Genomic DNA, 22980 nt, shown 5'->3' on the forward strand with positions numbered 1-22980 from the left:
ATGGCTGATCTCGCAAAGATCGTAGACGACCTTTCGAAGCTGACCGTCCTCGAGGCGGCTGAGCTGTCGAAGCTTCTGGAAGAAAAGTGGGGCGTTTCGGCTGCTGCTCCGGTGGCGGTTGCCGCTGCCGGCGGCGCTGCCGCTGCTGCTGCTCCGGTCGAGGAAAAGACGGAATTCGACGTCGTCCTCACCGACGCCGGCGCCCAGAAGATCAACGTCATCAAGGAAGTCCGCGCCATCACCGGCCTTGGCCTCAAGGAAGCCAAGGACCTGGTCGAAGCGGCTCCGAAGCCGGTCAAGGAAGCCGTTTCCAAGGCCGACGCCGACAAGTTCAAGGCCCAGCTGGAAGCAGCCGGCGCCAAGGTCGAGCTGAAGTAAGCGTAACAAGCGGCGGACGGCCTCGCGCCGTCCGCCACTCCCCCGGGTGACCTTGGGGAGGCTGCGTAGCGCGAGATGTACGAAAACCTCTTTCCTGAGGGCCGGAAACCGGCTCTCAGGAAACGGGTTTTCTCCCGTTTTAGCCGGCCGCCGCCAAGTAGTTTGGTAATGGGGCCGGAGAACAGACAGAGAGCCGCTGCCCAGGCGGTTCGGATGCAAGGCGAGCCGCGGCGAGGCTCGCCCCGAGTTTAGAGCTAAGGAGCGACGATGGCCCAGACCCAGACTTTCAATGGCCGCAGACGCGTACGCAAGTTCTTCGGAAAGATCCCGGAAGTTGCGGAGATGCCGAACCTCATCGAGGTTCAGAAGGCATCCTATGACCAGTTCCTGATGGTGGACGAGCCCAAGGGTGGACGTCCGGACGAGGGACTGCAGGCTGTTTTCAAGTCGGTCTTCCCGATCTCCGATTTTTCCGGCTCCTCGATGCTGGAGTTCGTGAAGTACGAGTTCGAAGGACCGAAATTCGACGTTGACGAATGCCGTCAGCGCGACCTCACCTATGCCGCGCCGCTGAAGGTGACGCTGCGCCTGATCGTGTTCGATATCGACGAGGATACCGGCGCGAAGTCGATCAAGGACATCAAGGAGCAGGACGTCTACATGGGCGACATGCCGCTCATGACCTCGAACGGTACCTTCATCGTCAACGGCACCGAGCGCGTCATCGTCTCGCAGATGCACCGCTCGCCGGGCGTCTTCTTCGACCATGACAAGGGCAAGTCGCACTCGTCGGGCAAGCTCCTGTTTGCCGCGCGCGTCATCCCTTATCGCGGTTCGTGGCTCGACATCGAGTTCGATTCCAAGGACGTCGTGCACGCCCGCATCGACCGTCGCCGCAAGATTCCGGTGACGTCGCTGCTGATGGCGCTCGGCATGGACGGCGAAGAGATCCTGTCGACCTTCTACAACAAGATCACCTACAAGCGCGCCGGCGATCACTGGCGCATTCCGTTCAACGTCGATCGTTTCCGCGGCCTGAAGGCTGTCGGCGACCTGGTCGACGCCGATACGGGTGAGGTTGTTGTCGAGGCCGGCAAGAAGATCACCGCCCGCCAGGCTCGCCAGCTCGGCGAAAAGGGCCTGAAGGCGATCAAGGCGACCGACGAGGACCTGCTTGGCAACTATCTCGCCGAGGACATCGTCAACTACGCCACCGGCGAGATCTTCCTCGAAGCCGGCGACGAGATCGACGACAAGACGCTGAAGGTGCTGCTCGGCACCGGCGAGGACGAGATCCAGATCCTTGACATCGACCACGTCAATGTCGGCGCCTACATCAGAAACACGCTCGCCGTCGACAAGAACGAGAGCCGCCAGGACGCGCTGTTCGACATCTACCGTGTCATGCGCCCGGGCGAGCCGCCGACGCTCGAAACCGCCGAAGCCATGTTCAACTCGCTGTTCTTCGACAGCGAGCGCTACGACCTGTCCGCCGTTGGCCGCGTCAAGATGAACATGCGCCTCGAACTCAAGGCCGAGGATACCGTGCGCGTGCTGCGCAAGGACGACATCCTGGCCGTGGTCAAGACACTGGTCGAACTGCGTGACGGCAAGGGCGAGATCGACGACATCGACAATCTCGGCAATCGCCGCGTGCGTTCGGTCGGCGAGCTGATGGAAAACCAGTACCGCGTCGGCCTGCTGCGCATGGAGCGCGCGATCAAGGAGCGTATGTCCTCGATCGAGATCGACACGGTCATGCCGCAGGACCTGATCAACGCCAAGCCGGCGGCTGCCGCCGTGCGCGAGTTCTTCGGTTCCTCCCAGCTGTCGCAGTTCATGGACCAGACCAACCCGCTGTCGGAGATCACCCACAAGCGCCGTCTCTCCGCGCTTGGACCGGGCGGTCTGACCCGCGAGCGCGCCGGCTTCGAGGTGCGCGACGTGCACCCGACGCATTACGGCCGCATCTGCCCGATCGAGACGCCGGAAGGCCCGAATATCGGCCTGATCAACTCGCTCGCCACCTTCGCGCGCGTCAACAAGTACGGCTTCATCGAGAGCCCGTACCGCAAGATCGTCGACGGCAAGCTGACCAATGACGTCGTCTATCTGTCGGCGATGGAAGAGGCCAAGCACCATGTCGCGCAGGCCAATGCCGAGCTCGACAAGGATGGCCGCTTTGTCGACGAATTCGTCATTTGCCGCAGTGCCGGCGAAGTGATGATGGCGCCCCGCGAAAACGTCGACCTTATGGACGTTTCGCCCAAGCAGATGGTGTCGGTGGCCGCGGCCCTGATCCCGTTCCTTGAGAACGACGACGCCAACCGCGCGCTGATGGGCTCGAACATGCAGCGCCAGGCCGTGCCGCTGGTGCGCGCCGAAGCGCCGTTCGTCGGCACCGGCATGGAGCCGATCGTCGCCCGCGATTCGGGCGCCGCCATCGGCGCCCGCCGCGGCGGCATCGTCGACCAGGTGGACGCGACGCGTATCGTCATCCGCGCAACGGAAGATCTTGATCCGGGCAAGTCCGGCGTCGACATCTACCGGCTGATGAAGTTCCAGCGTTCGAACCAGAACACCTGCATCAACCAGCGTCCGCTGGTGCGCATGGGCGACCGGGTCAACAAGGGCGACATCATCGCGGACGGTCCTTCGACCGAGCTCGGCGATCTGGCTCTCGGCCGCAACGTGCTGGTCGCGTTCATGCCGTGGAACGGCTACAACTACGAGGACTCGATCCTCCTGTCCGAGCGCATCGTCGCCGACGACGTCTTCACCTCGATCCACATCGAGGAGTTCGAGGTCATGGCGCGCGACACCAAGCTCGGACCGGAGGAAATCACGCGCGACATTCCGAACGTCTCGGAAGAAGCGCTGAAGAACCTCGATGAAGCCGGCATCGTCTATATCGGTGCCGAAGTTCAGCCGGGCGATATCCTGGTCGGCAAGATCACGCCGAAGGGCGAAAGCCCGATGACGCCGGAAGAAAAGCTTCTGCGCGCCATCTTCGGCGAAAAGGCATCCGATGTGCGCGACACCTCGATGCGCATGCCTCCGGGCACCTTCGGCACCGTCGTCGAGGTGCGCGTGTTCAATCGCCACGGTGTGGAGAAGGACGAGCGCGCCATGGCGATCGAGCGCGAGGAGATCGAACGCCTCGCCAAGGACCGTGACGACGAGCAGGCGATCCTGGATCGCAACGTCTACGCGCGCCTTTCCGACGTGCTCGTCGGCAAGGAAGCGATCGCCGGACCGAAGGGCTTCAAGAAGGGCTCGACGCTGTCGAAGGACACGCTCGACGAGTATCCGCGTTCGCAGTGGTGGCAGTTCGCCGTGGAGAACGAAAAGCTCCAGAGCGAACTGGAAGCCCTGCGCGGCCAGTACGACGATTCCAAGAAGGCGCTCGAACAGCGCTTCATGGACAAGGTCGAGAAGGTGCAGCGCGGCGACGAAATGCCTCCGGGCGTCATGAAGATGGTCAAGGTCTTCGTGGCGGTGAAGCGCAAGATGCAGCCGGGCGACAAGATGGCCGGCCGTCACGGCAACAAGGGTGTCGTGTCGCGCATCGTTCCGGTCGAGGACATGCCTTTCCTCGAGGACGGCACGCATGCCGATATCGTGCTCAACCCGCTGGGTGTGCCGAGCCGCATGAATGTCGGCCAGATCCTGGAAACGCATCTGGGCTGGGCTTGCGCCGGAATGGGCAGGAAGATCGGCGAGATGATCGACGCCTACAAGTCTGCCGGCGACATCAAGCCGCTGCGCAAGACGCTGGAGAGCTTCATGCCCGCCAACGACCGCAACGAGCCGGTCCGCGAGTATGACGACGAGAGCATCGTTCGCCTGAGCGAGCAGATGCGCCGCGGCGTCTCGATCGCGACCCCGGTGTTCGACGGCGCGCACGAGGCCGACATCAACGTCATGCTGCAGCAGGCGGGCCTGCACACCAGCGGTCAGTCGCAGCTCTATGACGGACGCACCGGCGAGCCGTTCGATCGCAAGGTGACGATGGGCTACATCTACATGCTCAAGCTTCACCACCTCGTGGACGACAAGATCCACGCGCGCTCGATCGGTCCGTACTCGCTCGTCACCCAGCAGCCGCTGGGCGGCAAGGCGCAGTTCGGCGGCCAGCGCTTCGGCGAAATGGAGGTCTGGGCACTGGAAGCCTACGGCGCCGCCTACACGCTGCAGGAAATGCTGACGGTGAAGTCGGACGACGTCGCCGGCCGCACCAAGGTCTACGAGGCGATCGTCCGCGGTGACGACACCTTCGAGGCCGGCATTCCCGAGAGCTTCAACGTTCTCGTCAAGGAGATGCGGTCGCTCGGCCTCAACGTCGAATTGGAGAACACCAAGCTCGACGAAGCCCCGGTTCGGCTGCCCGACGCAGCGGAATAAACAAGACACCCGGTCGCGGGAGAGGCTTCCGCGACCGGGTGCGCCAAATTCTTCGGCCGGTGGGCCGACCACTCAGCGGGCATTCGCCCCGCATCAGATGCAAGGGGTTTTCGAGGACCCCGAAAGGAGAACGGCATGAACCAAGAGGTCATGAATCTCTTCAATCCCCAGGCGCCGGCGCAGGTGTTCGATTCCATCCGGATATCGCTTGCCAGCCCTGAGAAGATTCTGTCCTGGTCGTTCGGCGAGATCAAGAAGCCGGAGACCATCAACTACCGCACCTTCAAGCCGGAGCGTGACGGTCTGTTCTGCGCGCGCATTTTTGGCCCGATCAAGGACTACGAATGCCTGTGCGGCAAGTACAAGCGCATGAAGTACAAGGGCGTCATCTGCGAAAAGTGCGGCGTCGAAGTCACGCTGTCGCGCGTTCGCCGCGAGCGCATGGGCCATATCGAGCTGGCGGCGCCCGTCGCCCATATCTGGTTCCTGAAGTCGCTGCCCTCGCGCATCGGCACGCTGCTCGACATGACCTTGAAGGACATCGAGCGCGTTCTCTACTTCGAGAACTACATCGTCACCGAACCCGGCCTCACCGCGCTGAAGGAGCACCAGCTGCTCAGCGAGGAAGAGTACATGATCGCCGTCGACGAATATGGCGAGGATAGCTTCACCGCCATGATCGGCGCCGAGGCCATTCATGACCTTCTGGCCGGCATGGACCTGGAGAAGATCGCCGGCGACCTGCGTTCGGAGCTGGCTTCGACCACGTCCGAGCTGAAGCAGAAGAAGTATCTGAAGCGGCTCAAGGTCGTCGAGAACTTCATGGAGTCCGGCAACCGTCCGGAATGGATGATCATGAAGGTGGTTCCGGTGATCCCGCCGGACCTGCGCCCGCTCGTCCCGCTGGACGGCGGACGTTTCGCGACGTCGGACCTCAACGATCTCTATCGCCGCGTCATCAACCGCAACAACCGTCTGAAGCGGCTGATCGAGCTGCGTGCCCCCGGCATCATCGTGCGCAATGAAAAGCGCATGCTGCAGGAAGCCGTCGACGCGCTGTTCGACAACGGCCGCCGCGGCCGCGTCATCACCGGCGCCAACAAGCGTCCGCTGAAGTCGCTGTCGGACATGCTCAAGGGCAAGCAGGGCCGGTTCCGCCAGAACCTGCTCGGCAAGCGCGTCGACTATTCCGGCCGTTCGGTCATCGTCACCGGTCCGGAGCTCAAGCTGCACCAGTGCGGCCTGCCCAAGAAGATGGCGCTCGAACTGTTCAAGCCCTTCATCTACGCCCGCCTCGACGCCAAGGGTTACTCCTCGACCGTCAAGCAGGCCAAGAAGCTGGTCGAGAAGGAGCGTCCGGAAGTCTGGGATATCCTCGACGAGGTCATCCGCGAGCATCCGGTGCTCTTGAATCGCGCGCCGACGCTGCACCGCCTCGGCATCCAGGCGTTCGAGCCGATCCTGATCGAAGGCAAGGCGATCCAGCTGCATCCGCTGGTCTGCACGGCCTTCAACGCCGACTTCGACGGCGACCAGATGGCGGTTCACGTGCCGCTGTCGCTGGAAGCGCAGTTGGAAGCCCGCGTGCTGATGATGTCGACCAACAACATCCTGCACCCGGCTTCCGGCGCGCCGATCATCGTGCCGTCGCAGGACATGGTTCTGGGTCTCTACTATCTCTCGATCGTCAACCAGAACGAGCCGGGCGAGGGCATGGTGTTTGCCGACATGGGCGAACTCCAGCACGCGCTCGAGACCAAGGCGGTGACCCTGCACGCCAAGATCAAGGGCCGCTTCCGCTCGGTCGACGCCGAGGGCAAGGTCGTGTCGAAGATCTACGACACCACGCCTGGCCGCATGATCATCGGCGAGCTTCTGCCGAAGAACGTCAACGTGCCTTACGAGACCGCCAACCAGGAGATGACCAAGAAGAACATCTCCAAGATGATCGACACCGTCTACCGCCATTGCGGTCAGAAGGAGACGGTCATTTTCTGCGATCGCATCATGGCGCTCGGTTTCGCTCATGCCTGCCGCGCCGGCATTTCGTTCGGCAAAGACGACATGCTGATTCCGGACACCAAGATCAAGCTGGTGTCGGACACCGAGGCCTTGGCCAAGGAATACGAGCAGCAGTACAATGACGGACTGATCACGCAGGGCGAGAAGTACAACAAGGTCGTCGACGCCTGGGCCAAGTGCTCGGAAAAGGTCGCCGACGAAATGATGGCCCGCATCAAGGCGGTCGAGTTCGAGGACAATGGCCGTCAGAAGCCGATGAACTCGATCTACATGATGTCGCACTCCGGTGCGCGTGGCTCGCCCACCCAGATGCGCCAGCTCGCCGGCATGCGCGGCCTGATGGCCAAGCCGTCGGGTGAAATCATCGAGACGCCGATCATCTCGAACTTCAAGGAAGGCCTGACCGTGCTCGAGTACTTCAACTCGACCCACGGCGCCCGCAAGGGTCTGGCAGACACCGCCTTGAAGACGGCGAACTCGGGCTACCTCACTCGTCGTCTGGTCGACGTGGCGCAGGACTGCATCGTCAACTCCGTGGATTGCGGCACCGACAAGGGCCTCACCATGCAGCCGATCGTCGATGCCGGTCAGGTCGTCGCTTCGGTCGGCCAGCGCGTGCTGGGCCGCACCGCGCTCGACGACATCAACCATCCGGTGACCGGCGAATTGCTGGTCAAGGCCGGAACGCTGATGGACGAGCGCGACGTGGAACAGATCGAGAAGGCCGGCGTGCAGTCGGTCCGCATCCGCTCGGCGCTGACTTGCGAAGTCAGGGTCGGCGTCTGCGCGGTCTGCTACGGACGCGATCTGGCCCGGGGCACCCCGGTCAACCAGGGCGAGGCCGTCGGCGTCATCGCGGCGCAGTCGATCGGCGAGCCGGGCACCCAGCTCACCATGCGTACCTTCCACATGGGCGGTACGGCGCAGGTGGTGGATAGCTCGTTCCTTGAAGCCTCCTATGAGGGCAAGGTCGAGATCCGCAACCGCAACGTGGTGCGCAACTCGGACGGCCAGCAGATGGTCATGGGCCGTAACATGGCGGTGCTGATCCTCGACGAGGCCGGCAAGGAGCGCGCCACGCACCGCGTCACCTATGGTTCGCGCATCTTCGTGGACGATGGCGACAAGGTGAAGCGCGGCCAGCGCATCGCCGAGTGGGATCCTTACACCCGCCCGATCCTCACCGAAATCGAGGGCAAGGTGGCTTTCGAGGATCTGGTCGACGGCATTTCCGTCCAGGAAACGGCCGACGAGTCGACCGGCATCACCAAGCGCGAGGTCATCGACTGGCGTTCGACGCCGCGCGGCAACGACTTGAAGCCGGCGATCGTGGTTCAGGACGCCAAGGGCAAGGTCGGCAAGCTGTCGAAGGGCGGCGATGCCCGCTTCCTGCTCTCGGTCGAGGCCATTCTCTCGGTCGAGCCGGGTGCTCAGGTTCGCCCCGGCGACGTCCTGGCGCGTATCCCGATGGAAAGCGCCAAGACCAAGGACATCACCGGCGGTCTGCCGCGTGTTGCCGAGCTGTTCGAGGCTCGTCGTCCGAAGGATCACGCCATCATCGCAGAGATCGATGGCACGATCCGCTTCGGCCGCGACTACAAGAACAAGCGCCGCATCATCATCGAGCCGCATGACTCGACGCTTGAGCCGGTCGAATACCTGATCCCGAAGGGCAAGCCGTTCCATCTCCAGGACGGCGACGTCATCGAGAAGGGCGACTATATCCTCGACGGCAATCCGGCGCCGCACGACATCCTGGCGATCAAGGGCGTGGAGGCGCTTGCGTCCTACCTCGTCAACGAGATCCAGGAGGTCTACCGGCTGCAGGGCGTGTCGATCAACGACAAGCACATCGAGGTGATCGTTCGCCAGATGCTGCAGAAGGTCGAGATCACCACGCAGGGCGACTCGACCTATATTCCGGGCGACCACGTCGACGTGATCGAACTGGAAGAGGTCAACGAGCGCCTGATCGAGGACGGCAAGAAGCCGGCCGAAGGCCAGCCGGTGCTGCTCGGCATCACCAAGGCCTCGCTGCAGACGCCGTCCTTCATCTCGGCCGCCTCCTTCCAGGAGACGACCAGGGTGCTGACGGAAGCCGCGGTTGCCGGCAAGACCGACATGCTGCAGGGCCTGAAGGAAAACGTCATCGTCGGCCGGCTGATCCCGGCCGGTACCGGCGGCACGATGAGCCAGATCCGCCGCATCGCCACCTCGCGCGACGAACTGATCATCGACGAGCGCCGCAAGGCCTCCGGTGTCGAGGTCGCCGAGCCGATGCTGGCGGACATGACAACCGCCGCGCAATAAGCGCGGCGGCAAGAAATCTCAGGCAACAAGGCCGCCGGGGCAACCCGGCGGCTTTTTCGTTTCAACGAACGAGAGAGGAAGGCAGATGAACACGAAAACCTGGACGGCTGTCGACAACTACATCGTTTCCTCGCTCTTCGAGGCGGATCCCGTTCTCGACGCGGTCCTGGCGGCCAACCGCGACCATGGCCTGCCGGCGATCGACGTCTCGGCGGCGCAGGGAAAGCTGCTCTCGCTGCTGGTGCGCATCAGCAGTGCGAAAAAGGTGCTCGAGATTGGCACTCTGGGCGGCTATTCCACCATCTGGATGGCGCGGGGATTGCCAGCCGGCGGCAAGATCGTGACGCTCGAACTCGATCCGCACCATGCCAAGGTCGCGCGTTCGAATTTCGAGCGGGCAGGGGTTTCCGAACGGGTCGATCTGCGGGTCGGGCCGGCGCTGCAATCGCTCGCTGCGCTGGGTGCCCAGAATGCCGGGCCGTTCGACCTCGTTTTCATCGACGCCGACAAGCCGAACAACCCCAACTATCTCTCCTGGGCCATGCGGCTGTCGCGCTCGGGGACGGTCATCGTCTGCGACAACGTCATCCGTGACGGCGCGGTGCTCGATGAGGATGGCAACGACGCCAACGTCGAAGGTGCACGCGCGGCGTTCGCCTTCATCGGCGGCGACAAGCGCCTGGACGGCACCGCGATCCAGACCGTCGGTGCCAAGGGCTATGACGGGTTTGCCATAGCGATTGTCGATTGAGTTGTTGCGATGGCGGCCGGCTCCGAGATCGGGCGACGGCCGCCTTTTCAATCGAAGAACGCCTCGACCACATTGCGCTTGCCCAGCATGAAGGCGTCGGCGACATGCTGGAGCGGTGCCAGGTCGACATCGGAGATACCGGCGCGCACGATTTCGGCGAAACGCCTGTAGAGCATCGGATATTCCGCTTCCGGTTCTTCATGGACGACGCGGCCGTCGACGGCGAGTTTCGAGCCGCCGCCCGAAAGCACCATCTTGCCTGCATCCGTGTCGACGAGAATGTCCCAGCTCTGCGGTCCGGTCTGGAGCCAGTCGAGATCCATCGTCACCGCCGAACCGTTCGCCGCGCGGAAGGCGACCTGGGCTGCGATCGGCGCGTCGCGGTTCTCCGGGAAGTCGAGCGCGGCCGAGGTGATGTACATGGCGGGCAGGATGTAGGTCGCGATCGACAGCGCGTTGATGCCGGGATCGAAGACGCCGAAGCCGCCAGGCTGCCAGATCCAGTCCTGGTTCGGGTGCCAGCGGCGCACATCTTCCTTCCAGACGATTGCCGCTGATCTGATCTTCGTCGAGGCCAAGAATGTCCGCGCCGCTTCCACCGCCGGCGCATAGCGCGAATGCCAGCTGGCGAACAGCGAAACGCCCTGTTTCGTCGCCAGCACCTTCAGGTCCTCGACCTCGCTGACCGTGGCGCCGGGCGGCTTTTCCAGGAACACGTGCTTCTTCGCCTCGAGCGCGGCGCGCGCCGCAGCGTAGCGGAATTGCGGCGGCATGCAGAGCGAGACGGCGTCGAGCTCGGGAACCGCGCCAAGCATCGTCTCGATATCGGGAAAATTTGCGATGCCGTCCACCTTGCCGTGGCGGCTGGCCGCCGCGATCAGCCGGTAGTCCCGGTCCTTGGCGAGCGCCGGAAGGTGCTGGTCGCGCACGATCTTGCCGACACCGACAATGCCTATCTTGATGGGCTGGGACACGGCCGCTCCGTCTGTTGGATGATGGTGAGCGCTTCTTATCAGAACACTTGCCCCGGGCAAGCCGAAGTCGAAAGGTCAACTCCGGCTTTGCTGGAACCGCAACGCCGGCCTCTCACCGTTGGAGGGCTTCAGCGCCGATTCGAAAGGCGAGGGCCGGTACGATTTCAGATTGGCACGTCGAAGGTCACGATCGACACTTCGCCTTCGAGCGCGCCCTGGAAGGCCGAAAGATGCGGCTCCTCGTCGGGCTCGCCCTCCATGTCGCCGATCTGGTCGAGCTCGGCTTCGGCGTAACCCTCCGCCGCCAGCGATTCGAGCGCACGGCGCACCGCCGAATCGTCATCGGGCGCAACCAGCATGACGTGCACGCCTTCCGGCTTGCCGCCTTTTCTCTTCCACACCCGGCCGGTGATGATGGTGACCGGGCGTTCCTCGTTGTCGTTCACGGGCCGATTCCTTCGCGGCGAGGGGCTTTGACTGTTCATGCGGCTTTTTCGCATGAAGCCGCGCCGCGCAACAGCCAAAAGCCATTCACTTTGCTAAAGGCTTGGCATTTTCTTCCTCGCCCTTGCAAAATGACGAAAGAAAATTACATGCGGTTTACGCATGGCTGCCAAGCCCCGGCTTCATTGCAATATTTGCCGCTCCGGGGTTGACGGTACGCGGGCTTGCGAGTAGAAGCCGCCCAGTCAGAACCGATGTGAGGCTCTCCCTTCCGAAGCGACACGCTTTGGAGTTTGCCTCAAACAGGGTTCGTTTTACGAGCGAAAAGACATTTCCGGCGTGCACGAAGCGGTTTCCGCTTCCTCTGCGATTTGTTCGGGCAAGACCGCAAGGCGCGGTTTGTGGCCCGAATTTGCGTATGGAAATGACGCTTTGAGCGAGCCTTGACCGGCACGAGACACGGAATTGAGAGACAAGAGGGTTTAATGCCTACCGTCAACCAGCTGATCCGCAAGCCGCGCATTGCGCCGGTGAAGCGCAACAAGGTCCCGGCCATGCAGCAGAACCCGCAGAAGCGGGGCGTCTGCACGCGCGTCTACACAACGACGCCGAAGAAGCCGAACTCGGCGCTGCGCAAGGTGGCCAAGATCCGCCTGACCAATGGTTTCGAGGTGATCGGTTACATTCCCGGCGAAGGTCACAACCTTCAGGAGCACTCCGTGGTCATGATCCGCGGCGGCCGCGTCAAGGACCTTCCGGGTGTCCGCTACCACATCATCCGCGGCGTGCTCGACACGCAGGGTGTGAAGAACCGCAAGCAGCGCCGTTCGAAATACGGTGCCAAGCGTCCGAAGTAAGGTTTTCCGGCTTCGGCGCTTTTTGACTGCGCCGGGCTATGAGAGATTGAGAGACAAAAGCCATGTCCCGTCGTCACAGTGCAGAAAAGCGTGAGATCAATCCGGACCCCAAGTTCGGCGATCTGATCGTCACCAAGTTCATGAACGCCGTCATGTATGACGGCAAGAAGTCGGTTGCCGAGACCATCGTCTACGGCGCGCTCGACCAGGTCCAGTCGAAGACCAAGCAGGAGCCGGTCACCGTCTTCCATCAGGCGCTCGACAATGTCGCGCCGCATGTGGAAGTGCGTTCGCGTCGCGTCGGCGGCGCCACCTACCAGGTTCCGGTCGACGTGCGCCCCGAGCGCCGTCAGGCGTTGGCCATCCGCTGGCTGATCGCCGCGGCCCGCAACCGCAACGAGACCACCATGGTCGACCGCCTCTCCGGCGAACTGATGGACGCGGCCAACAACCGCGGCACCGCCGTGAAGAAGCGTGAAGACACCCACAAGATGGCTGAAGCCAACCGCGCCTTCGCGCACTACCGCTGGTAAAGCGCGAACGAGACTGAGAGGCAGTTACGATGGCCCGCGAATATAAAATCGAAGACTACCGCAATTTCGGTATCATGGCGCATATCGACGCCGGCAAGACGACGACCACCGAGCGCGTCCTCTATTATACGGGCAAGTCGCACAAGATCGGCGAAGTGCACGACGGCGCCGCGACCATGGACTGGATGGAGCAGGAGCAGGAGCGCGGCATCACGATCACGTCGGCCGCGACCACGACCTTCTGGAAGGGCCGTGACGGCAAGATGCACCGCTTCAACATCATCGACACGCCCGGACACGTCGACTTCACCATCGAGGTCGAGCGTTCGCTGCGCGTGCTCGACGGCGCCATCGCGCTGCTCGACGCCAATGCCGGTGTGGAGCCGCAGACGGAAACCGTCTGGCGCCAGGCCGACAAGTACCGCGTGCCGCGCATGATCTTCTGCAACAAGATGGACAAGACCGGCGCCGACTTCTATCGCTCGGTCGAGATGATCGGCTCGCGCCTCGGTGCGCAGGCTGTCGTCATGCAGCTGCCGATCGGCGCCGAGACCGAGTTCAAGGGCGTCGTCGACCTGGTCGAGATGAACGCGCTTGTCTGGCGCGACGAGACGCTGGGCGCTGCCTGGGACGTCGTCGAGATCCCGGCCGACCTCAAGGCCCGCGCCGAGGAATACCGCGAGAAGATGATCGAGGCCGCCGTCGAGATGGACGAGACGGCGCTCGAAAACTACCTCGAAGGCAAGATGCCTGACAATGACGAGATCCGCGCGCTGATCCGCAAGGGCACCATCGCGGTAAAGTTCTTCCCGATGTTCTGCGGCTCGGCATTCAAGAACAAGGGCGTGCAGCCTCTGCTCGACGCCGTCGTGGAATACCTGCCGTCGCCGGCCGATGTGCCCGCGATCAAGGGTGTCGATGCCAAGACCGACGCCGAGATCGAGCGTCACGCCGACGACAACGAGCCGCTGTCGATGCTGGCGTTCAAGATCATGAACGACCCGTTCGTCGGTTCGCTGACCTTTGCCCGCATCTATTCGGGCAAGCTCACCAAGGGCATCTCGGTCGACAACACCGTGAAGGGCAAGAAAGAGCGCATCGGCCGCATGCTGCAGATGCATGCTAATTCCCGTGCCGACGTTGAAGAGGCCTATGCTGGCGACATCGTCGCTCTCGCAGGTCTCAAGGACACGACCACCGGTGACACGTTGTGCGATCCGCTGCATCCGGTCATCCTCGAGCGTATGGAGTTCCCCGATCCGGTCATCCAGATCGCCATCGAGCCGAAGACCAAGAACGACCAGGAAAAGATGGGCCTCGCGCTGCATCGCCTGGCTGCCGAGGATCCGTCCTTCCGCGTCAAGACCGACGAGGAAAGCGGCCAGACCATCATCTCGGGCATGGGCGAGTTGCACCTCGACATCATCGTCGACCGCATGCGCCGCGAGTTCAAGGTCGAGGCCAATGTCGGTGCGCCGCAGGTGGCTTATCGCGAGACGATCACCCGCAGGCACGAGCAGGACTACACGCACAAGAAGCAGACCGGCGGTACCGGGCAGTTCGCCCGCGTGAAGATCGTGTTCGAGCCGAACCCCGAGGGCGAGGATTTTGTGTTCGAATCCAAGATCGTCGGCGGCGCTGTGCCGAAGGAATACATCCCGGGTGTCGAGAAGGGCCTGCTGAGCAAGATGGGTTCCGGCCCGTTTGCCGGTTTCCCGATGATCGGCGTCAAGGCTACCCTGATCGACGGCGCTTTCCACGACGTCGACTCTTCGGTGCTCGCATTCGAAATCGCTTCCCGCGCTTGCTTTATGGAAGCTTCGCCGAAGCTCGGCGTGCAGCTGCTCGAGCCGATCATGAAGGTCGAGGTCGTGACGCCGGAAGATTATGTCGGCGGTGTCATCGGTGACCTCAACGGCCGTCGTGGCCAGATCCAGGGCCAGGAAGCCCGCGGCGTGGCGGTCGTCATCAACGCGATGGTGCCGCTCGCCAACATGTTCAAGTACGTCGACAACCTGCGCTCGATGAGCCAGGGCCGCGCGGCCTACACGATGCAGTTCGATCATTACGAGCCGGTCCCGACCGCGGTCGCCCAGGAAGTCCAGAAGAAATACGCGTAACCCGGCAGGGTGCTGCGGCAACTTAATTAAGAGCCCGTACGGGCGAGCAGGAATGGAGACATCACATGGCAAAAGGTAAATTCGAGCGCACCAAGCCGCATGTGAACATCGGCACGATTGGCCACGTTGATCATGGCAAGACGTCTTTGACGGCAGCGATCACCAAGTATTTTGGCGAATACAAGCGCTATGACCAGATTGACGCGGCGCCGGAAGAGAAGGCGCGCGGCATCACCATTTCGACGGCTCACGTTGAGTACGAGACGGAGAACCGTCACTACGCCCACGTCGACTGCCCCGGCCACGCCGACTATGTGAAGAACATGATCACCGGTGCCGCGCAGATGGACGGCGCGATCCTGGTCGTGTCGGCCGCCGACGGCCCGATGCCGCAGACCCGCGAGCACATTCTTCTGGCCCGCCAGGTCGGCGTGCCGTCGATCGTGGTGTTCTTGAACAAGGTCGACCAGGTCGACGATGCCGAGCTGCTTGAGCTGGTCGAGCTCGAGGTTCGCGAATTGCTGACCAAGAACGAGTTCCCCGGCGACGACATTCCGATCGTCAAGGGTTCGGCGCTGGCGGCTTTGGAAGATTCGGACAAGAAGATCGGCGAGGACGCGATCCGCGAGCTGATGGCTCAGGTCGACGCCTACATCCCGACGCCTGTTCGTCCGCTCGACAAGCCGTTCCTGATGCCGATCGAGGACGTGTTCTCGATCTCGGGCCGCGGCACGGTTGTGACCGGGCGCGTCGAGCGCGGCGTGGTCAAGGTCGGCGAGGAGCTGGAGATCATCGGCATCCGTCCGACGACCAAGACGACCTGCACGGGCGTTGAGATGTTCCGCAAGCTGCTCGACCAGGGCCAGGCCGGCGACAACATCGGCGCGCTGCTGCGCGGCGTCGACCGTGAAGGTGTCGAGCGCGGCCAGGTTCTGGCCAAGCCCGGTTCGGTGAAGCCGCACAAGAAGTTCGTGGCCGAAGCCTACATCCTGACCAAGGACGAGGGTGGCCGTCACACGCCGTTCTTCACCAACTACCGTCCGCAGTTCTACTTCCGCACCACCGACGTGACCGGCATCGTGTCGCTGCCGGCCGGCACCGAGATGGTGATGCCTGGCGACAACATCACGGTCGACGTCGAGCTGATCGTGCCGATCGCCATGGAAGAGAAGCTGCGCTTCGCCATCCGTGAAGGCGGCCGCACCGTCGGTGCCGGCATCGTCGTCACCATCAAAGAGTAATTTGGACTTAAACCGATCTGTCGCGGGCGCGGGTGCCCGCGCCGCGCCAGAACAAGGAAGTGACGCATGAACGGACAGAATATCCGCATCCGCCTGAAGGCGTTTGATCACCGGGTGCTCGACGCCTCGACGCGCGAAATCGTGTCGACGGCCAAGCGCACCGGTGCCAACGTCCGCGGCCCCATTCCGCTGCCGACGCGGATCGAAAAGTTCACGGTCAACCGGTCGCCTCACGTCGACAAGAAGAGCCGCGAGCAGTTCGAGATGCGCACGCACAAGCGTCTGCTCGATATCGTCGATCCGACCCCGCAGACCGTCGATGCTTTGATGAAGCTCGATCTGGCCGCCGGTGTCGACGTCGAGATCAAGCTCTAAGGGAATGAGAGCGCGGTAAGGGGCGATGCCCCTGGCCCGGAACTCTAAAGGAATTGAACCGATGCGTTCAGGTGTGATTGCAAAGAAGGTGGGAATGACCCGCATCTACAACGATGCCGGGGAACATGTTCCCGTCACCGTTCTCCAGATGGAGAACTGCCAAGTCGTGGCGCAGCGCACGCAGGAGAAGAATGGCTACACCGCCGTTCAGCTCGGCGTTGGCCTTGCCAAGGTGAAGAACACGTCGAAGGCGATGCGCGGCCATTTCGCGACCGCTTCCGTCGAGCCGAAGGCCAAGCTTGCCGAGTTCCGCGTCTCCGCCGACAACATGATCGATGTCGGCGCCGAGATCACCGTCGAGCATTTCGTCGCCGGCCAGAAGGTCGACGTCACCGGCACGACGATCGGCAAGGGTTTCCAGGGCGTCATCAAGCGCCACCACATGGGTGGTGGCCGCGCGACCCACGGTAACTCGGTCTCGCACCGCACGCACGGCTCGACCGGCCAGCGCCAGGACCCCGGCAAGGTGTTCAAGGGCAAGAAGATGGCCGGCCACATGGGCGACACGCGCGTCACCACGCAGAACGTCGAGATCGTCTCGACCGATGCCGACCGCGGCCTGATCCTGATCCGCGGCGCGGTTCCCGGGTCGAAGGGCGCCTGGATCCTGGTTCGCGACGCCGCCAAGGTGGCGCTTCCGGCCAATGCGCCGAAGCCCGCCGCGATCCGCCCAGTTGCTGCCGACATGGGCACGAAGAATGAGGCTCCGGCCACAGAGGGAGCGGAATAATGGATCTCAAGATCACAACGCTGGGCGGCAAGGACGCCGGCAAGGTGAAACTCTCCGAGGAGATTTTCGGCCTTGATCCGCGCGAGGACATTTTGCAGCGCGTCGTGCGCTGGCAGCTCGCCAAGAAGCAGCAGGGCACGCACAAGGCCAAGGGCCGCGCCGAGATCGCGCGCACCGGCGCCAAGATGTACAAGCAGAAGGGTACGGGCCGCGCCCGTCACCATTCGGCACGCGCTCCGCAGTTCCGCGGCGGCGGCAAGGCTCACGGCCCGGTCGTCCGCAGTCACGAGCATGAGCTGCCGAAGAAGGTCCGGGCGCTCGGCCTCAAGCATGCTCTCTCGGCCAAGGCCAAGAGCGCGTCGATCATCGTCATCGACGAGCTGAAGCTGACCGAGGCAAAGACCAAGGCGCTGATCGCGAATTTCGCGACGCTGGGCCTGACGAACGCCCTGGTGATTGGTGGCGCCGAGCTCGACCGGAACTTCAAGCTGGCCGCGACCAACATCCCGAACATCGACGTGCTGCCCATCCAGGGCATCAACGTCTACGACATTCTGCGCCGCGGCACGCTGGTCCTTTCGAAGGCCGCCGTCGAGGCTCTCGAGGAGCGCTTTAAATGACCGACCTTCGTCACTACGACGTAATCGTCAGCCCGGCGATCACCGAAAAGTCGACCATGGCTTCCGAGCAGAACCAGGTCGTCTTCAACGTCGCCAAGAAGGCGTCGAAGCCGGAAATCAAGGCCGCCGTCGAAGCGCTGTTCGGCGTCAAGGTGATGGCCGTGAACACGCTTGTCCGCAAGGGCAAGATCAAGCGCTTCCGCGGCACGATCGGCCGCCAGAGCGACGTCAAGAAGGCGGTAGTGACGCTGGCCGATGGCCAGTCGATCGACGTCGCGACGGGTCTCTGAGCAAGGCCGCGAGGACAGGACAATGGCACTTAAAAAATTCAACCCGATAACGCCGAGCACCCGTCAGCTGGTCATCGTCGACCGCTCGGGCCTCTACAAGGGCAAGCCCGTCAAGGGCCTGACCGAGGGCCTGACCAAGTCGGGCGGCCGTAACAATTACGGCCGCATCACTGCCCGCTTCATCGGCGGCGGTCACAAGCGTTCGTACCGCATCATCGATTTCAAGCGCCGCAAGTTCGACGTCGTCGGCACGGTCGAGCGCATTGAATACGATCCGAACCGCACCGCCTTCATCGCGCTGATCAAGTATGACGATGGCGAGCTGTCCTACATCATCGCTCCGCAGCGCCTTGCCGCCGGCGACAAGATCGTGTCCGGCGAAGCGGTCGACGTGAAGCCGGGCAATGCGATGCCGCTGGCCTCGATGCCGGTCGGCACGATCGTCCACAACATCGAGCTGAAGCCGGGCAAAGGCGCCCAGGTCGCCCGTTCGGCTGGTGGTTACGCCCAGCTCGTCGGCCGCGACCAGGGCATGGCGATCCTGCGCCTCAACTCGGGCGAGCAGCGTGTCGTTCACGGCTCCTGCATGGCCACCGTCGGTGCCGTGTCCAACCCGGACCACGGCAACATCAACGACGGCAAGGCCGGCCGCACGGTTTGGCGCGGCAAGCGCCCGCACAATCGCGGCGTGACCATGAACCCGGTCGACCACCCGCATGGCGGTGGTGAAGGCCGCACCTCCGGTGGCCGCCATCCGGTCTCGCCGTGGGGCAAGCCGACCAAGGGAAAGAAGACGCGGTCCAACAAGGCGACCGACAAGTTCATCCTGCGCTCGCGCCATCAGCGCAAGAGCTAAGAAGAGGTAACGCCAAGTGACTCGTTCTATTTGGAAAGGCCCCTTCATCGACGGCTACCTTCTCAAGAAGGTGGACAAGGTTCGTGAAGGTGGTCGCAATGAGGTGATCAAGATGTGGAGCCGTCGCTCTACCATCCTGCCGCAGTTCGTCGGCTTCACCTTCGGTGTCTACAACGGCCAGAAGCATGTTCCCGTCTCGGTGAACGAGGACATGGTCGGTCACAAGTTCGGTGAATTCGCTCCGACGCGGACCTATTACGGTCACGGCGCGGATAAGAAGGCGAAGAGGAAATAATCATGGGCAAGGCCAAAGCTCCGCGCAGGCTTGCTGACAACGAAGCGCGCGCCGTTCTGCGCACGATCCGTATCAGCCCGCAGAAGCTGAACCTGGTTGCCGCGCTGATCCGCGGCAAGAAGGTCGCGACAGCGCTTTCCGACCTGGAATTCTCGGCCAAGCGGATTTCCGGCACGGTCAAGAAGACGCTGGAATCGGCGATCGCCAACGCGGAAAACAACCACGACCTTGACGTCGATGCGCTGATCGTGGCGGAAGCCTATGTCGGCAAGTCGATCGTCATGAAGCGGTTCCATGCCCGGGGCCGTGGTCGCGCCAGCCGTATCGAGAAGCCGTTCTCGCACCTCACGATCGTCGTTCGTGAAGTCGAAGAAAAAGGGGAGGCCGCATAATGGGCCAGAAAGTCAATCCGATCGGTCTTCGCCTCGGCATCAACCGCACCTGGGATTCGCGCTGGTTCGCGAACACCGGCGAGTACGGCAAGCTGCTGCATGAGGACATCAAGATCCGCAAGTACCTCGAGAAGGAGCTCAAGCAGGCTGCCATCTCCAAGGTCGTGATCGAGCGTCCGCACAAGAAGTGCCGCGTCACCATCCATGCCGCGCGCCCGGGTCTGATCATCGGCAAGAAGGGCGCCGACATCGAGAAGCTTCGCAAGAAGCTGATGGAGATGACCAAGTCCGAGACGCACCTCAACATCGTCGAAGTGCGCAAGCCGGAGATCGACGCGACCCTGGTCGCCCAGTCGATCGCCCAGCAGCTCGAGCGCCGCATCGCGTTCCGCCGCGCCATGAAGCGTGCCGTGCAGTCGGCGATGCGCCTCGGTGCCGAAGGCATCCGCATCAACTGCTCGGGCCGTCTCGGCGGCGCCGAAATCGCGCGCATGGAATGGTACCGCGAAGGCCGCGTGCCGCTGCACACGCTGCGCGCCGATGTCGACTACGGCACGGCCGAGGCGAATACGGCGTACGGCATTTGCGGCGTCAAGGTCTGGGTGTTCAAGGGCGAGATCCTCGAGCACGACCCGATGGCTTCGGAGCGCCGCGCGACCGAGGGCGATCATGCGCATGGCGGTGGTGGTGGTGATCGCGAACGCGGTCGTCGTCGCGAAAACGCCTGAGACATTTAGGAATTTGGAGTTAGAACGATGCTGCAGCCAAAGCGCACAAAGTTCCGTAAGCAGTTCAAGGGCCGCATCCACGGTACCGCCAAGGGCGGCACCAATCTGGATTTCGGTGGTTTCGGGCTGAAGGCGCTTGAGCCGAACCGCGTCACCGCGCGCGAGATCGAGGCGGCTCGCCGCGCGATCACCCGCGAGATGAAGCGCGCCGGCCGTGTCTGGATCCGTATTTTCCCGGATCTGCCGGTCACCTCGAAGCCGACCGAAGTCCGCATGGGCAAGGGCAAGGGCGCGGTCGACTATTGGGCGGCGCGCGTCAAGCCGGGCCGGATCATGTTCGAGATCGACGGCGTCAATGAAGAAACCGCCCGTGAGGCACTGCGTCTCGGCGCGGCCAAGCTCTCGGTCAGGACGCGCTTCGTACAGCGCATCGCAGAATAAGGACGGGCTGATCATGAAAGCCGAAGACATCCGGACCAAGACCCAGGACCAGCTGACCGACGACCTGGCCAGCCTGAAGAAGGAGCAGTTCAACCTACGCTTCCAGAAGGCGACCGGCCAGCTCGAAAAGACCGCGCGCGTGAGGCAGGTCCGCAAGGACATTGCGCGTATCAAGACCATCGCTGCGGAAAAGTCCGCGGCTAAGAAGGCTTAAGGACGAAAACCATGCCAAAGCGCATTCTGCAGGGCACCGTCGTCAGCGACAAGAACGAGAAGACGGTTGTCGTCAAGGTCGAACGGCGCTTCACGCATCCCGTGATGAAGAAGACCGTGCGCATGACCAAAAAGTACAAGGCGCACGACGAGAACAACGCCCACAAGGTCGGCGATCAGGTGTTCATCCAGGAATCGAAGCCGATTTCCAAGGACAAGCGCTGGATCGTCGTGTCTTCGGACCAAGCCTGATCTCTGGACGTAAACAAACGAATTTTGGACAGACCGGGGAAGGGTGAAGAACCCGTCCCGTTAGAAAAGAAGAAGGCGGCCAGTCATGATTCAGATGCAAACAAACCTCGACGTCGCGGACAATTCCGGCGCCCGTCGTGTCATGTGCATCAAGGTGCTGGGCGGCTCGAAGCGGAAATACGCTTCCGTAGGCGACATCATCGTGGTGTCGATCAAGGAAGCCATCCCGCGCGGCCGCGTGAAGAAGGGCGATGTGATGAAGGCGGTCGTGGTTCGCACGGCCAAGGACATCCGCCGCCCGGACGGCAGCGTGATCCGTTTCGACAAGAACGCGGCCGTTCTCGTCGACAACAAGAAAGAGCCGATCGGCACGCGTATCTTCGGACCGGTTCCGCGCGAACTCCGCGCCAAGAACCATATGAAGATCATCTCGCTCGCGCCTGAAGTGCTGTAAGGAGCCGGACCAATGCAGAAGATTAGAAAAGGCGACAAGGTCGTCGTGCTGGCTGGCAAGGACAAGGGCCGTTCGGGCGAAGTCCTGTCGGTTCAGCCGAAGGACGACACCGCGCTGGTGCGCGGCGTCAACATGATCCGTCGTCACCAGAAGCAGTCCCAGTCCCAAGAGGGCGGGATCATCACCAAGGAAGCGCCGATCCAGCTGTCGAACATCGCGCTGGCCGACCCCAAGGATGGCAAGCCGACCCGCGTCGGCTTCATCTTCCAGAAGGACGGCAAGAAGGTGCGCGTCGCCAAGCGCTCGGGAGAAGTCATCAATGGCTAAGGCTCAAACCAAGCAGGCGACCGCCCAGAACACGCCGCGCCTCAAGCAGGTCTACAACGAGACCATCCGCAAGGCCCTGCAGGAGCAGTTCGGCTACGAGAACGAGATGCAGGTTCCGCGCATCGACAAGATCGTGCTGAACATGGGTGTTGGTGAAGCGACCGGCGATTCGAAGAAGCCTTCGATCGCGGCCGAGGATCTGGCGATGATCGCCGGCCAGAAGGCCGTCGTCACCCGCGCCCGCAATTCGATCGCTGGCTTCAAGGTCCGCGAGAAGATGCCGATCGGCGCCAAGGTCACGCTGCGCAAGGAACGCATGTACGAGTTCCTCGACCGCCTCGTGAACATCGCGTTGCCGCGCGTCCGCGACTTCCGCGGCCTGAATCCGAAGAGCTTCGATGGCCGTGGCAACTACGCCATGGGCATCAAGGAACACATCGTGTTCCCGGAGATCAACTACGACAAGGTTGATCAGATCTGGGGCATGGACGTCATCGTTTGTACGACTGCGAAGACGGACGACGAAGCCAGGGCACTGCTCAAGGCCTTCAACTTCCCCTTCCGCCAGTAACGGCAGCGAGAAAAGGAAAAATCTGAAATGGCAAAGACCAGCTCAGTCGAAAAGAACAACAGGCGCCGCAAGCTTGCCGACCAGTACGGTCCCAAGCGCGCTGCCCTGAAGGCGATCATCATGGACCAGTCCAAGCCGATGGAAGAGCGCTTCCGCGCTCAGCTCAAGCTTGCTGCCCTGCCGCGCAACTCGGCCAAGATCCGCATCCGCAACCGCTGCGAAGTCACCGGCCGCCCGCGCGCCTACTATCGCAAGCTCAAAGTATCGCGCATCGCGCTTCGTGATCTCGGCAATAACGGCCAGATCCCGGGCCTGGTCAAGTCGAGCTGGTAAGGAGGACAT

25 protein-coding genes are annotated in these 22980 nt (G+C 62.7%); 23 read left to right on the top strand and 2 right to left on the bottom strand.

The annotated features are described in order from the left end of the window. From rplL to LB566_RS11725, 4 genes are all read left to right on the top strand, one after another. A complete protein-coding gene (gene rplL, locus LB566_RS11710; protein WP_027146630.1) occupies positions 1 to 378 on the top strand; it encodes a 50S ribosomal protein L7/L12 in 378 nt (125 codons plus the stop codon). A 267-nt stretch (positions 379 to 645) separates the two neighbouring features. Continuing rightward, positions 646 to 4782 carry a DNA-directed RNA polymerase subunit beta gene (gene rpoB, locus LB566_RS11715; RefSeq protein WP_224624529.1) on the top strand — a complete coding sequence of 1379 codons (4137 nt, stop codon included), beginning with the start codon at positions 646 to 648 and terminating at the stop codon, positions 4780 to 4782. A 135-nt stretch (positions 4783 to 4917) separates the two neighbouring features. Further along, complete coding sequence (gene rpoC / locus LB566_RS11720; protein WP_140501630.1) at positions 4918 to 9114, top strand: DNA-directed RNA polymerase subunit beta'; 4197 nt, start codon at positions 4918 to 4920, stop codon at positions 9112 to 9114. An 85-nt stretch (positions 9115 to 9199) separates the two neighbouring features. After that, positions 9200 to 9865, top strand: coding sequence for an O-methyltransferase (locus LB566_RS11725; protein ID WP_224624530.1), 666 nt, complete (start codon positions 9200 to 9202; stop codon positions 9863 to 9865). 47 nt (positions 9866 to 9912) lie between these two features. Here the strand turns inward: LB566_RS11725 and LB566_RS11730 are convergent, their stop codons facing one another. Both LB566_RS11730 and LB566_RS11735 read right to left on the bottom strand, forming a co-directional pair. Continuing rightward, positions 9913 to 10839 (bottom strand): Gfo/Idh/MocA family protein, encoded by a 927-nt coding sequence (locus LB566_RS11730; RefSeq protein ID WP_224624531.1) that lies wholly within the window; start codon positions 10837 to 10839, stop codon positions 9913 to 9915. 164 nt (positions 10840 to 11003) lie between these two features. Further along, complete coding sequence (locus LB566_RS11735) at positions 11004 to 11285, bottom strand: transcriptional regulator (RefSeq protein ID WP_140501636.1); 282 nt, start codon at positions 11283 to 11285, stop codon at positions 11004 to 11006. A gap of 483 nt (positions 11286 to 11768) precedes the next feature. Here LB566_RS11735 and rpsL point away from each other — a divergent pair, with 483 nt between their 5' ends. The 19 genes from rpsL (at position 11769) to rpsN (ending at position 22971) form a co-directional block, all read left to right on the top strand. Beyond that, positions 11769 to 12140, top strand: a complete 372-nt coding sequence (gene rpsL, locus LB566_RS11740; protein ID WP_006333356.1) for a 30S ribosomal protein S12 — start codon at positions 11769 to 11771, stop codon at positions 12138 to 12140. A 62-nt stretch (positions 12141 to 12202) separates the two neighbouring features. Beyond that, the gene (gene rpsG / locus LB566_RS11745) at positions 12203 to 12673 is read left to right on the top strand and encodes a 30S ribosomal protein S7 (protein WP_008875664.1); all 471 of its coding nucleotides are present in this window, start codon (positions 12203 to 12205) and stop codon (positions 12671 to 12673) included. Positions 12674 to 12702: 29 nt separating this feature from the next. After that, on the top strand, positions 12703 to 14793 hold the full coding sequence (fusA, locus tag LB566_RS11750; RefSeq protein ID WP_140548665.1) for an elongation factor G: 2091 nt from the start codon (positions 12703 to 12705) through the stop codon (positions 14791 to 14793). Between the two features lie 65 nt (positions 14794 to 14858). Further along, positions 14859 to 16034: an elongation factor Tu gene (tuf, locus tag LB566_RS11755; protein ID WP_140515452.1), complete on the top strand. Its 1176-nt coding sequence runs from the start codon at positions 14859 to 14861 to the stop codon at positions 16032 to 16034. A gap of 66 nt (positions 16035 to 16100) precedes the next feature. Further along, complete coding sequence (gene rpsJ / locus LB566_RS11760; RefSeq protein WP_006205468.1) at positions 16101 to 16409, top strand: 30S ribosomal protein S10; 309 nt, start codon at positions 16101 to 16103, stop codon at positions 16407 to 16409. A 61-nt stretch (positions 16410 to 16470) separates the two neighbouring features. Next, on the top strand, positions 16471 to 17199 hold the full coding sequence (gene rplC, locus LB566_RS11765) for a 50S ribosomal protein L3 (protein ID WP_224624532.1): 729 nt from the start codon (positions 16471 to 16473) through the stop codon (positions 17197 to 17199). Continuing rightward, the gene (gene rplD / locus LB566_RS11770) at positions 17199 to 17819 is read left to right on the top strand and encodes a 50S ribosomal protein L4 (protein WP_140501259.1); all 621 of its coding nucleotides are present in this window, start codon (positions 17199 to 17201) and stop codon (positions 17817 to 17819) included. The genes rplC and rplD overlap by 1 nt, the downstream gene beginning before the upstream one ends. Further along, on the top strand, positions 17816 to 18109 hold the full coding sequence (locus LB566_RS11775) for a 50S ribosomal protein L23 (protein ID WP_006205465.1): 294 nt from the start codon (positions 17816 to 17818) through the stop codon (positions 18107 to 18109). Before rplD ends, LB566_RS11775 begins: the two co-directional genes overlap by 4 nt. A gap of 22 nt (positions 18110 to 18131) precedes the next feature. Then, positions 18132 to 18965 carry a 50S ribosomal protein L2 gene (gene rplB / locus LB566_RS11780; RefSeq protein ID WP_140548661.1) on the top strand — a complete coding sequence of 278 codons (834 nt, stop codon included), beginning with the start codon at positions 18132 to 18134 and terminating at the stop codon, positions 18963 to 18965. A gap of 16 nt (positions 18966 to 18981) precedes the next feature. Then, positions 18982 to 19260 carry a 30S ribosomal protein S19 gene (gene rpsS, locus LB566_RS11785; RefSeq protein ID WP_006205463.1) on the top strand — a complete coding sequence of 93 codons (279 nt, stop codon included), beginning with the start codon at positions 18982 to 18984 and terminating at the stop codon, positions 19258 to 19260. 2 nt (positions 19261 to 19262) lie between these two features. Then, positions 19263 to 19652, top strand: a complete 390-nt coding sequence (gene rplV, locus LB566_RS11790; RefSeq protein ID WP_006205462.1) for a 50S ribosomal protein L22 — start codon at positions 19263 to 19265, stop codon at positions 19650 to 19652. Continuing rightward, on the top strand, positions 19652 to 20380 hold the full coding sequence (rpsC, locus tag LB566_RS11795) for a 30S ribosomal protein S3 (RefSeq protein WP_140501263.1): 729 nt from the start codon (positions 19652 to 19654) through the stop codon (positions 20378 to 20380). Before rplV ends, rpsC begins: the two co-directional genes overlap by 1 nt. A 27-nt stretch (positions 20381 to 20407) precedes the next feature. After that, entirely contained in the window at positions 20408 to 20821 is a 414-nt protein-coding gene (gene rplP / locus LB566_RS11800) for a 50S ribosomal protein L16 (protein ID WP_027026963.1), read from the top strand. 13 nt (positions 20822 to 20834) lie between these two features. Beyond that, a complete protein-coding gene (rpmC, locus tag LB566_RS11805) occupies positions 20835 to 21035 on the top strand; it encodes a 50S ribosomal protein L29 (RefSeq protein WP_006205459.1) in 201 nt (66 codons plus the stop codon). An 11-nt stretch (positions 21036 to 21046) separates the two neighbouring features. Beyond that, positions 21047 to 21286 carry a 30S ribosomal protein S17 gene (gene rpsQ / locus LB566_RS11810; RefSeq protein WP_010909280.1) on the top strand — a complete coding sequence of 80 codons (240 nt, stop codon included), beginning with the start codon at positions 21047 to 21049 and terminating at the stop codon, positions 21284 to 21286. An 85-nt stretch (positions 21287 to 21371) separates the two neighbouring features. Next, positions 21372 to 21740, top strand: coding sequence for a 50S ribosomal protein L14 (gene rplN, locus LB566_RS11815; protein WP_006205457.1), 369 nt, complete (start codon positions 21372 to 21374; stop codon positions 21738 to 21740). 12 nt (positions 21741 to 21752) lie between these two features. Then, positions 21753 to 22067, top strand: a complete 315-nt coding sequence (rplX, locus tag LB566_RS11820; RefSeq protein ID WP_006205456.1) for a 50S ribosomal protein L24 — start codon at positions 21753 to 21755, stop codon at positions 22065 to 22067. Further along, complete coding sequence (gene rplE, locus LB566_RS11825) at positions 22060 to 22638, top strand: 50S ribosomal protein L5 (RefSeq protein WP_008875670.1); 579 nt, start codon at positions 22060 to 22062, stop codon at positions 22636 to 22638. The genes rplX and rplE overlap by 8 nt, the downstream gene beginning before the upstream one ends. A 27-nt stretch (positions 22639 to 22665) precedes the next feature. Further along, positions 22666 to 22971, top strand: a complete 306-nt coding sequence (rpsN, locus tag LB566_RS11830; RefSeq protein ID WP_010909282.1) for a 30S ribosomal protein S14 — start codon at positions 22666 to 22668, stop codon at positions 22969 to 22971. Positions 22972 to 22980: the final 9 nt, after the last annotated feature.

This window comes from Mesorhizobium sp. CA13 (assembly GCF_020165235.1).
In the GTDB taxonomy this organism is placed as follows: domain Bacteria; phylum Pseudomonadota; class Alphaproteobacteria; order Rhizobiales; family Rhizobiaceae; genus Mesorhizobium.

Excerpts from the sequence above, each read along its gene's own strand:
- rpsJ (WP_006205468.1), top strand. The coding sequence starts at position 16,101 with ATGAACGGACAGAATATCCGCATCCGCCTGAAGGCGTTTGATCACCGG.
- rpoB (WP_224624529.1), top strand. The coding sequence starts at position 646 with ATGGCCCAGACCCAGACTTTCAATGGCCGCAGACGCGTACGCAAGTTC.
- rplD (WP_140501259.1), top strand. The coding sequence starts at position 17,199 with ATGGATCTCAAGATCACAACGCTGGGCGGCAAGGACGCCGGCAAGGTG.
- rplC (WP_224624532.1), top strand. The coding sequence starts at position 16,471 with ATGCGTTCAGGTGTGATTGCAAAGAAGGTGGGAATGACCCGCATCTAC.
- rpoC (WP_140501630.1), top strand. The coding sequence starts at position 4,918 with ATGAACCAAGAGGTCATGAATCTCTTCAATCCCCAGGCGCCGGCGCAG.
- rpsG (WP_008875664.1), top strand. The coding sequence starts at position 12,203 with ATGTCCCGTCGTCACAGTGCAGAAAAGCGTGAGATCAATCCGGACCCC.
- rpsN (WP_010909282.1), top strand. The coding sequence starts at position 22,666 with ATGGCAAAGACCAGCTCAGTCGAAAAGAACAACAGGCGCCGCAAGCTT.
- LB566_RS11775 (WP_006205465.1), top strand. The coding sequence starts at position 17,816 with ATGACCGACCTTCGTCACTACGACGTAATCGTCAGCCCGGCGATCACC.
- tuf (WP_140515452.1), top strand. The coding sequence starts at position 14,859 with ATGGCAAAAGGTAAATTCGAGCGCACCAAGCCGCATGTGAACATCGGC.
- rpmC (WP_006205459.1), top strand. The coding sequence starts at position 20,835 with ATGAAAGCCGAAGACATCCGGACCAAGACCCAGGACCAGCTGACCGAC.
- rplL (WP_027146630.1), top strand. The coding sequence starts at position 1 with ATGGCTGATCTCGCAAAGATCGTAGACGACCTTTCGAAGCTGACCGTC.
- rplX (WP_006205456.1), top strand. The coding sequence starts at position 21,753 with ATGCAGAAGATTAGAAAAGGCGACAAGGTCGTCGTGCTGGCTGGCAAG.
- LB566_RS11725 (WP_224624530.1), top strand. The coding sequence starts at position 9,200 with ATGAACACGAAAACCTGGACGGCTGTCGACAACTACATCGTTTCCTCG.
- rplB (WP_140548661.1), top strand. The coding sequence starts at position 18,132 with ATGGCACTTAAAAAATTCAACCCGATAACGCCGAGCACCCGTCAGCTG.
- rplP (WP_027026963.1), top strand. The coding sequence starts at position 20,408 with ATGCTGCAGCCAAAGCGCACAAAGTTCCGTAAGCAGTTCAAGGGCCGC.
- rplE (WP_008875670.1), top strand. The coding sequence starts at position 22,060 with ATGGCTAAGGCTCAAACCAAGCAGGCGACCGCCCAGAACACGCCGCGC.
- rpsC (WP_140501263.1), top strand. The coding sequence starts at position 19,652 with ATGGGCCAGAAAGTCAATCCGATCGGTCTTCGCCTCGGCATCAACCGC.
- rpsL (WP_006333356.1), top strand. The coding sequence starts at position 11,769 with ATGCCTACCGTCAACCAGCTGATCCGCAAGCCGCGCATTGCGCCGGTG.
- rplV (WP_006205462.1), top strand. The coding sequence starts at position 19,263 with ATGGGCAAGGCCAAAGCTCCGCGCAGGCTTGCTGACAACGAAGCGCGC.
- rpsQ (WP_010909280.1), top strand. The coding sequence starts at position 21,047 with ATGCCAAAGCGCATTCTGCAGGGCACCGTCGTCAGCGACAAGAACGAG.
- rplN (WP_006205457.1), top strand. The coding sequence starts at position 21,372 with ATGATTCAGATGCAAACAAACCTCGACGTCGCGGACAATTCCGGCGCC.
- fusA (WP_140548665.1), top strand. The coding sequence starts at position 12,703 with ATGGCCCGCGAATATAAAATCGAAGACTACCGCAATTTCGGTATCATG.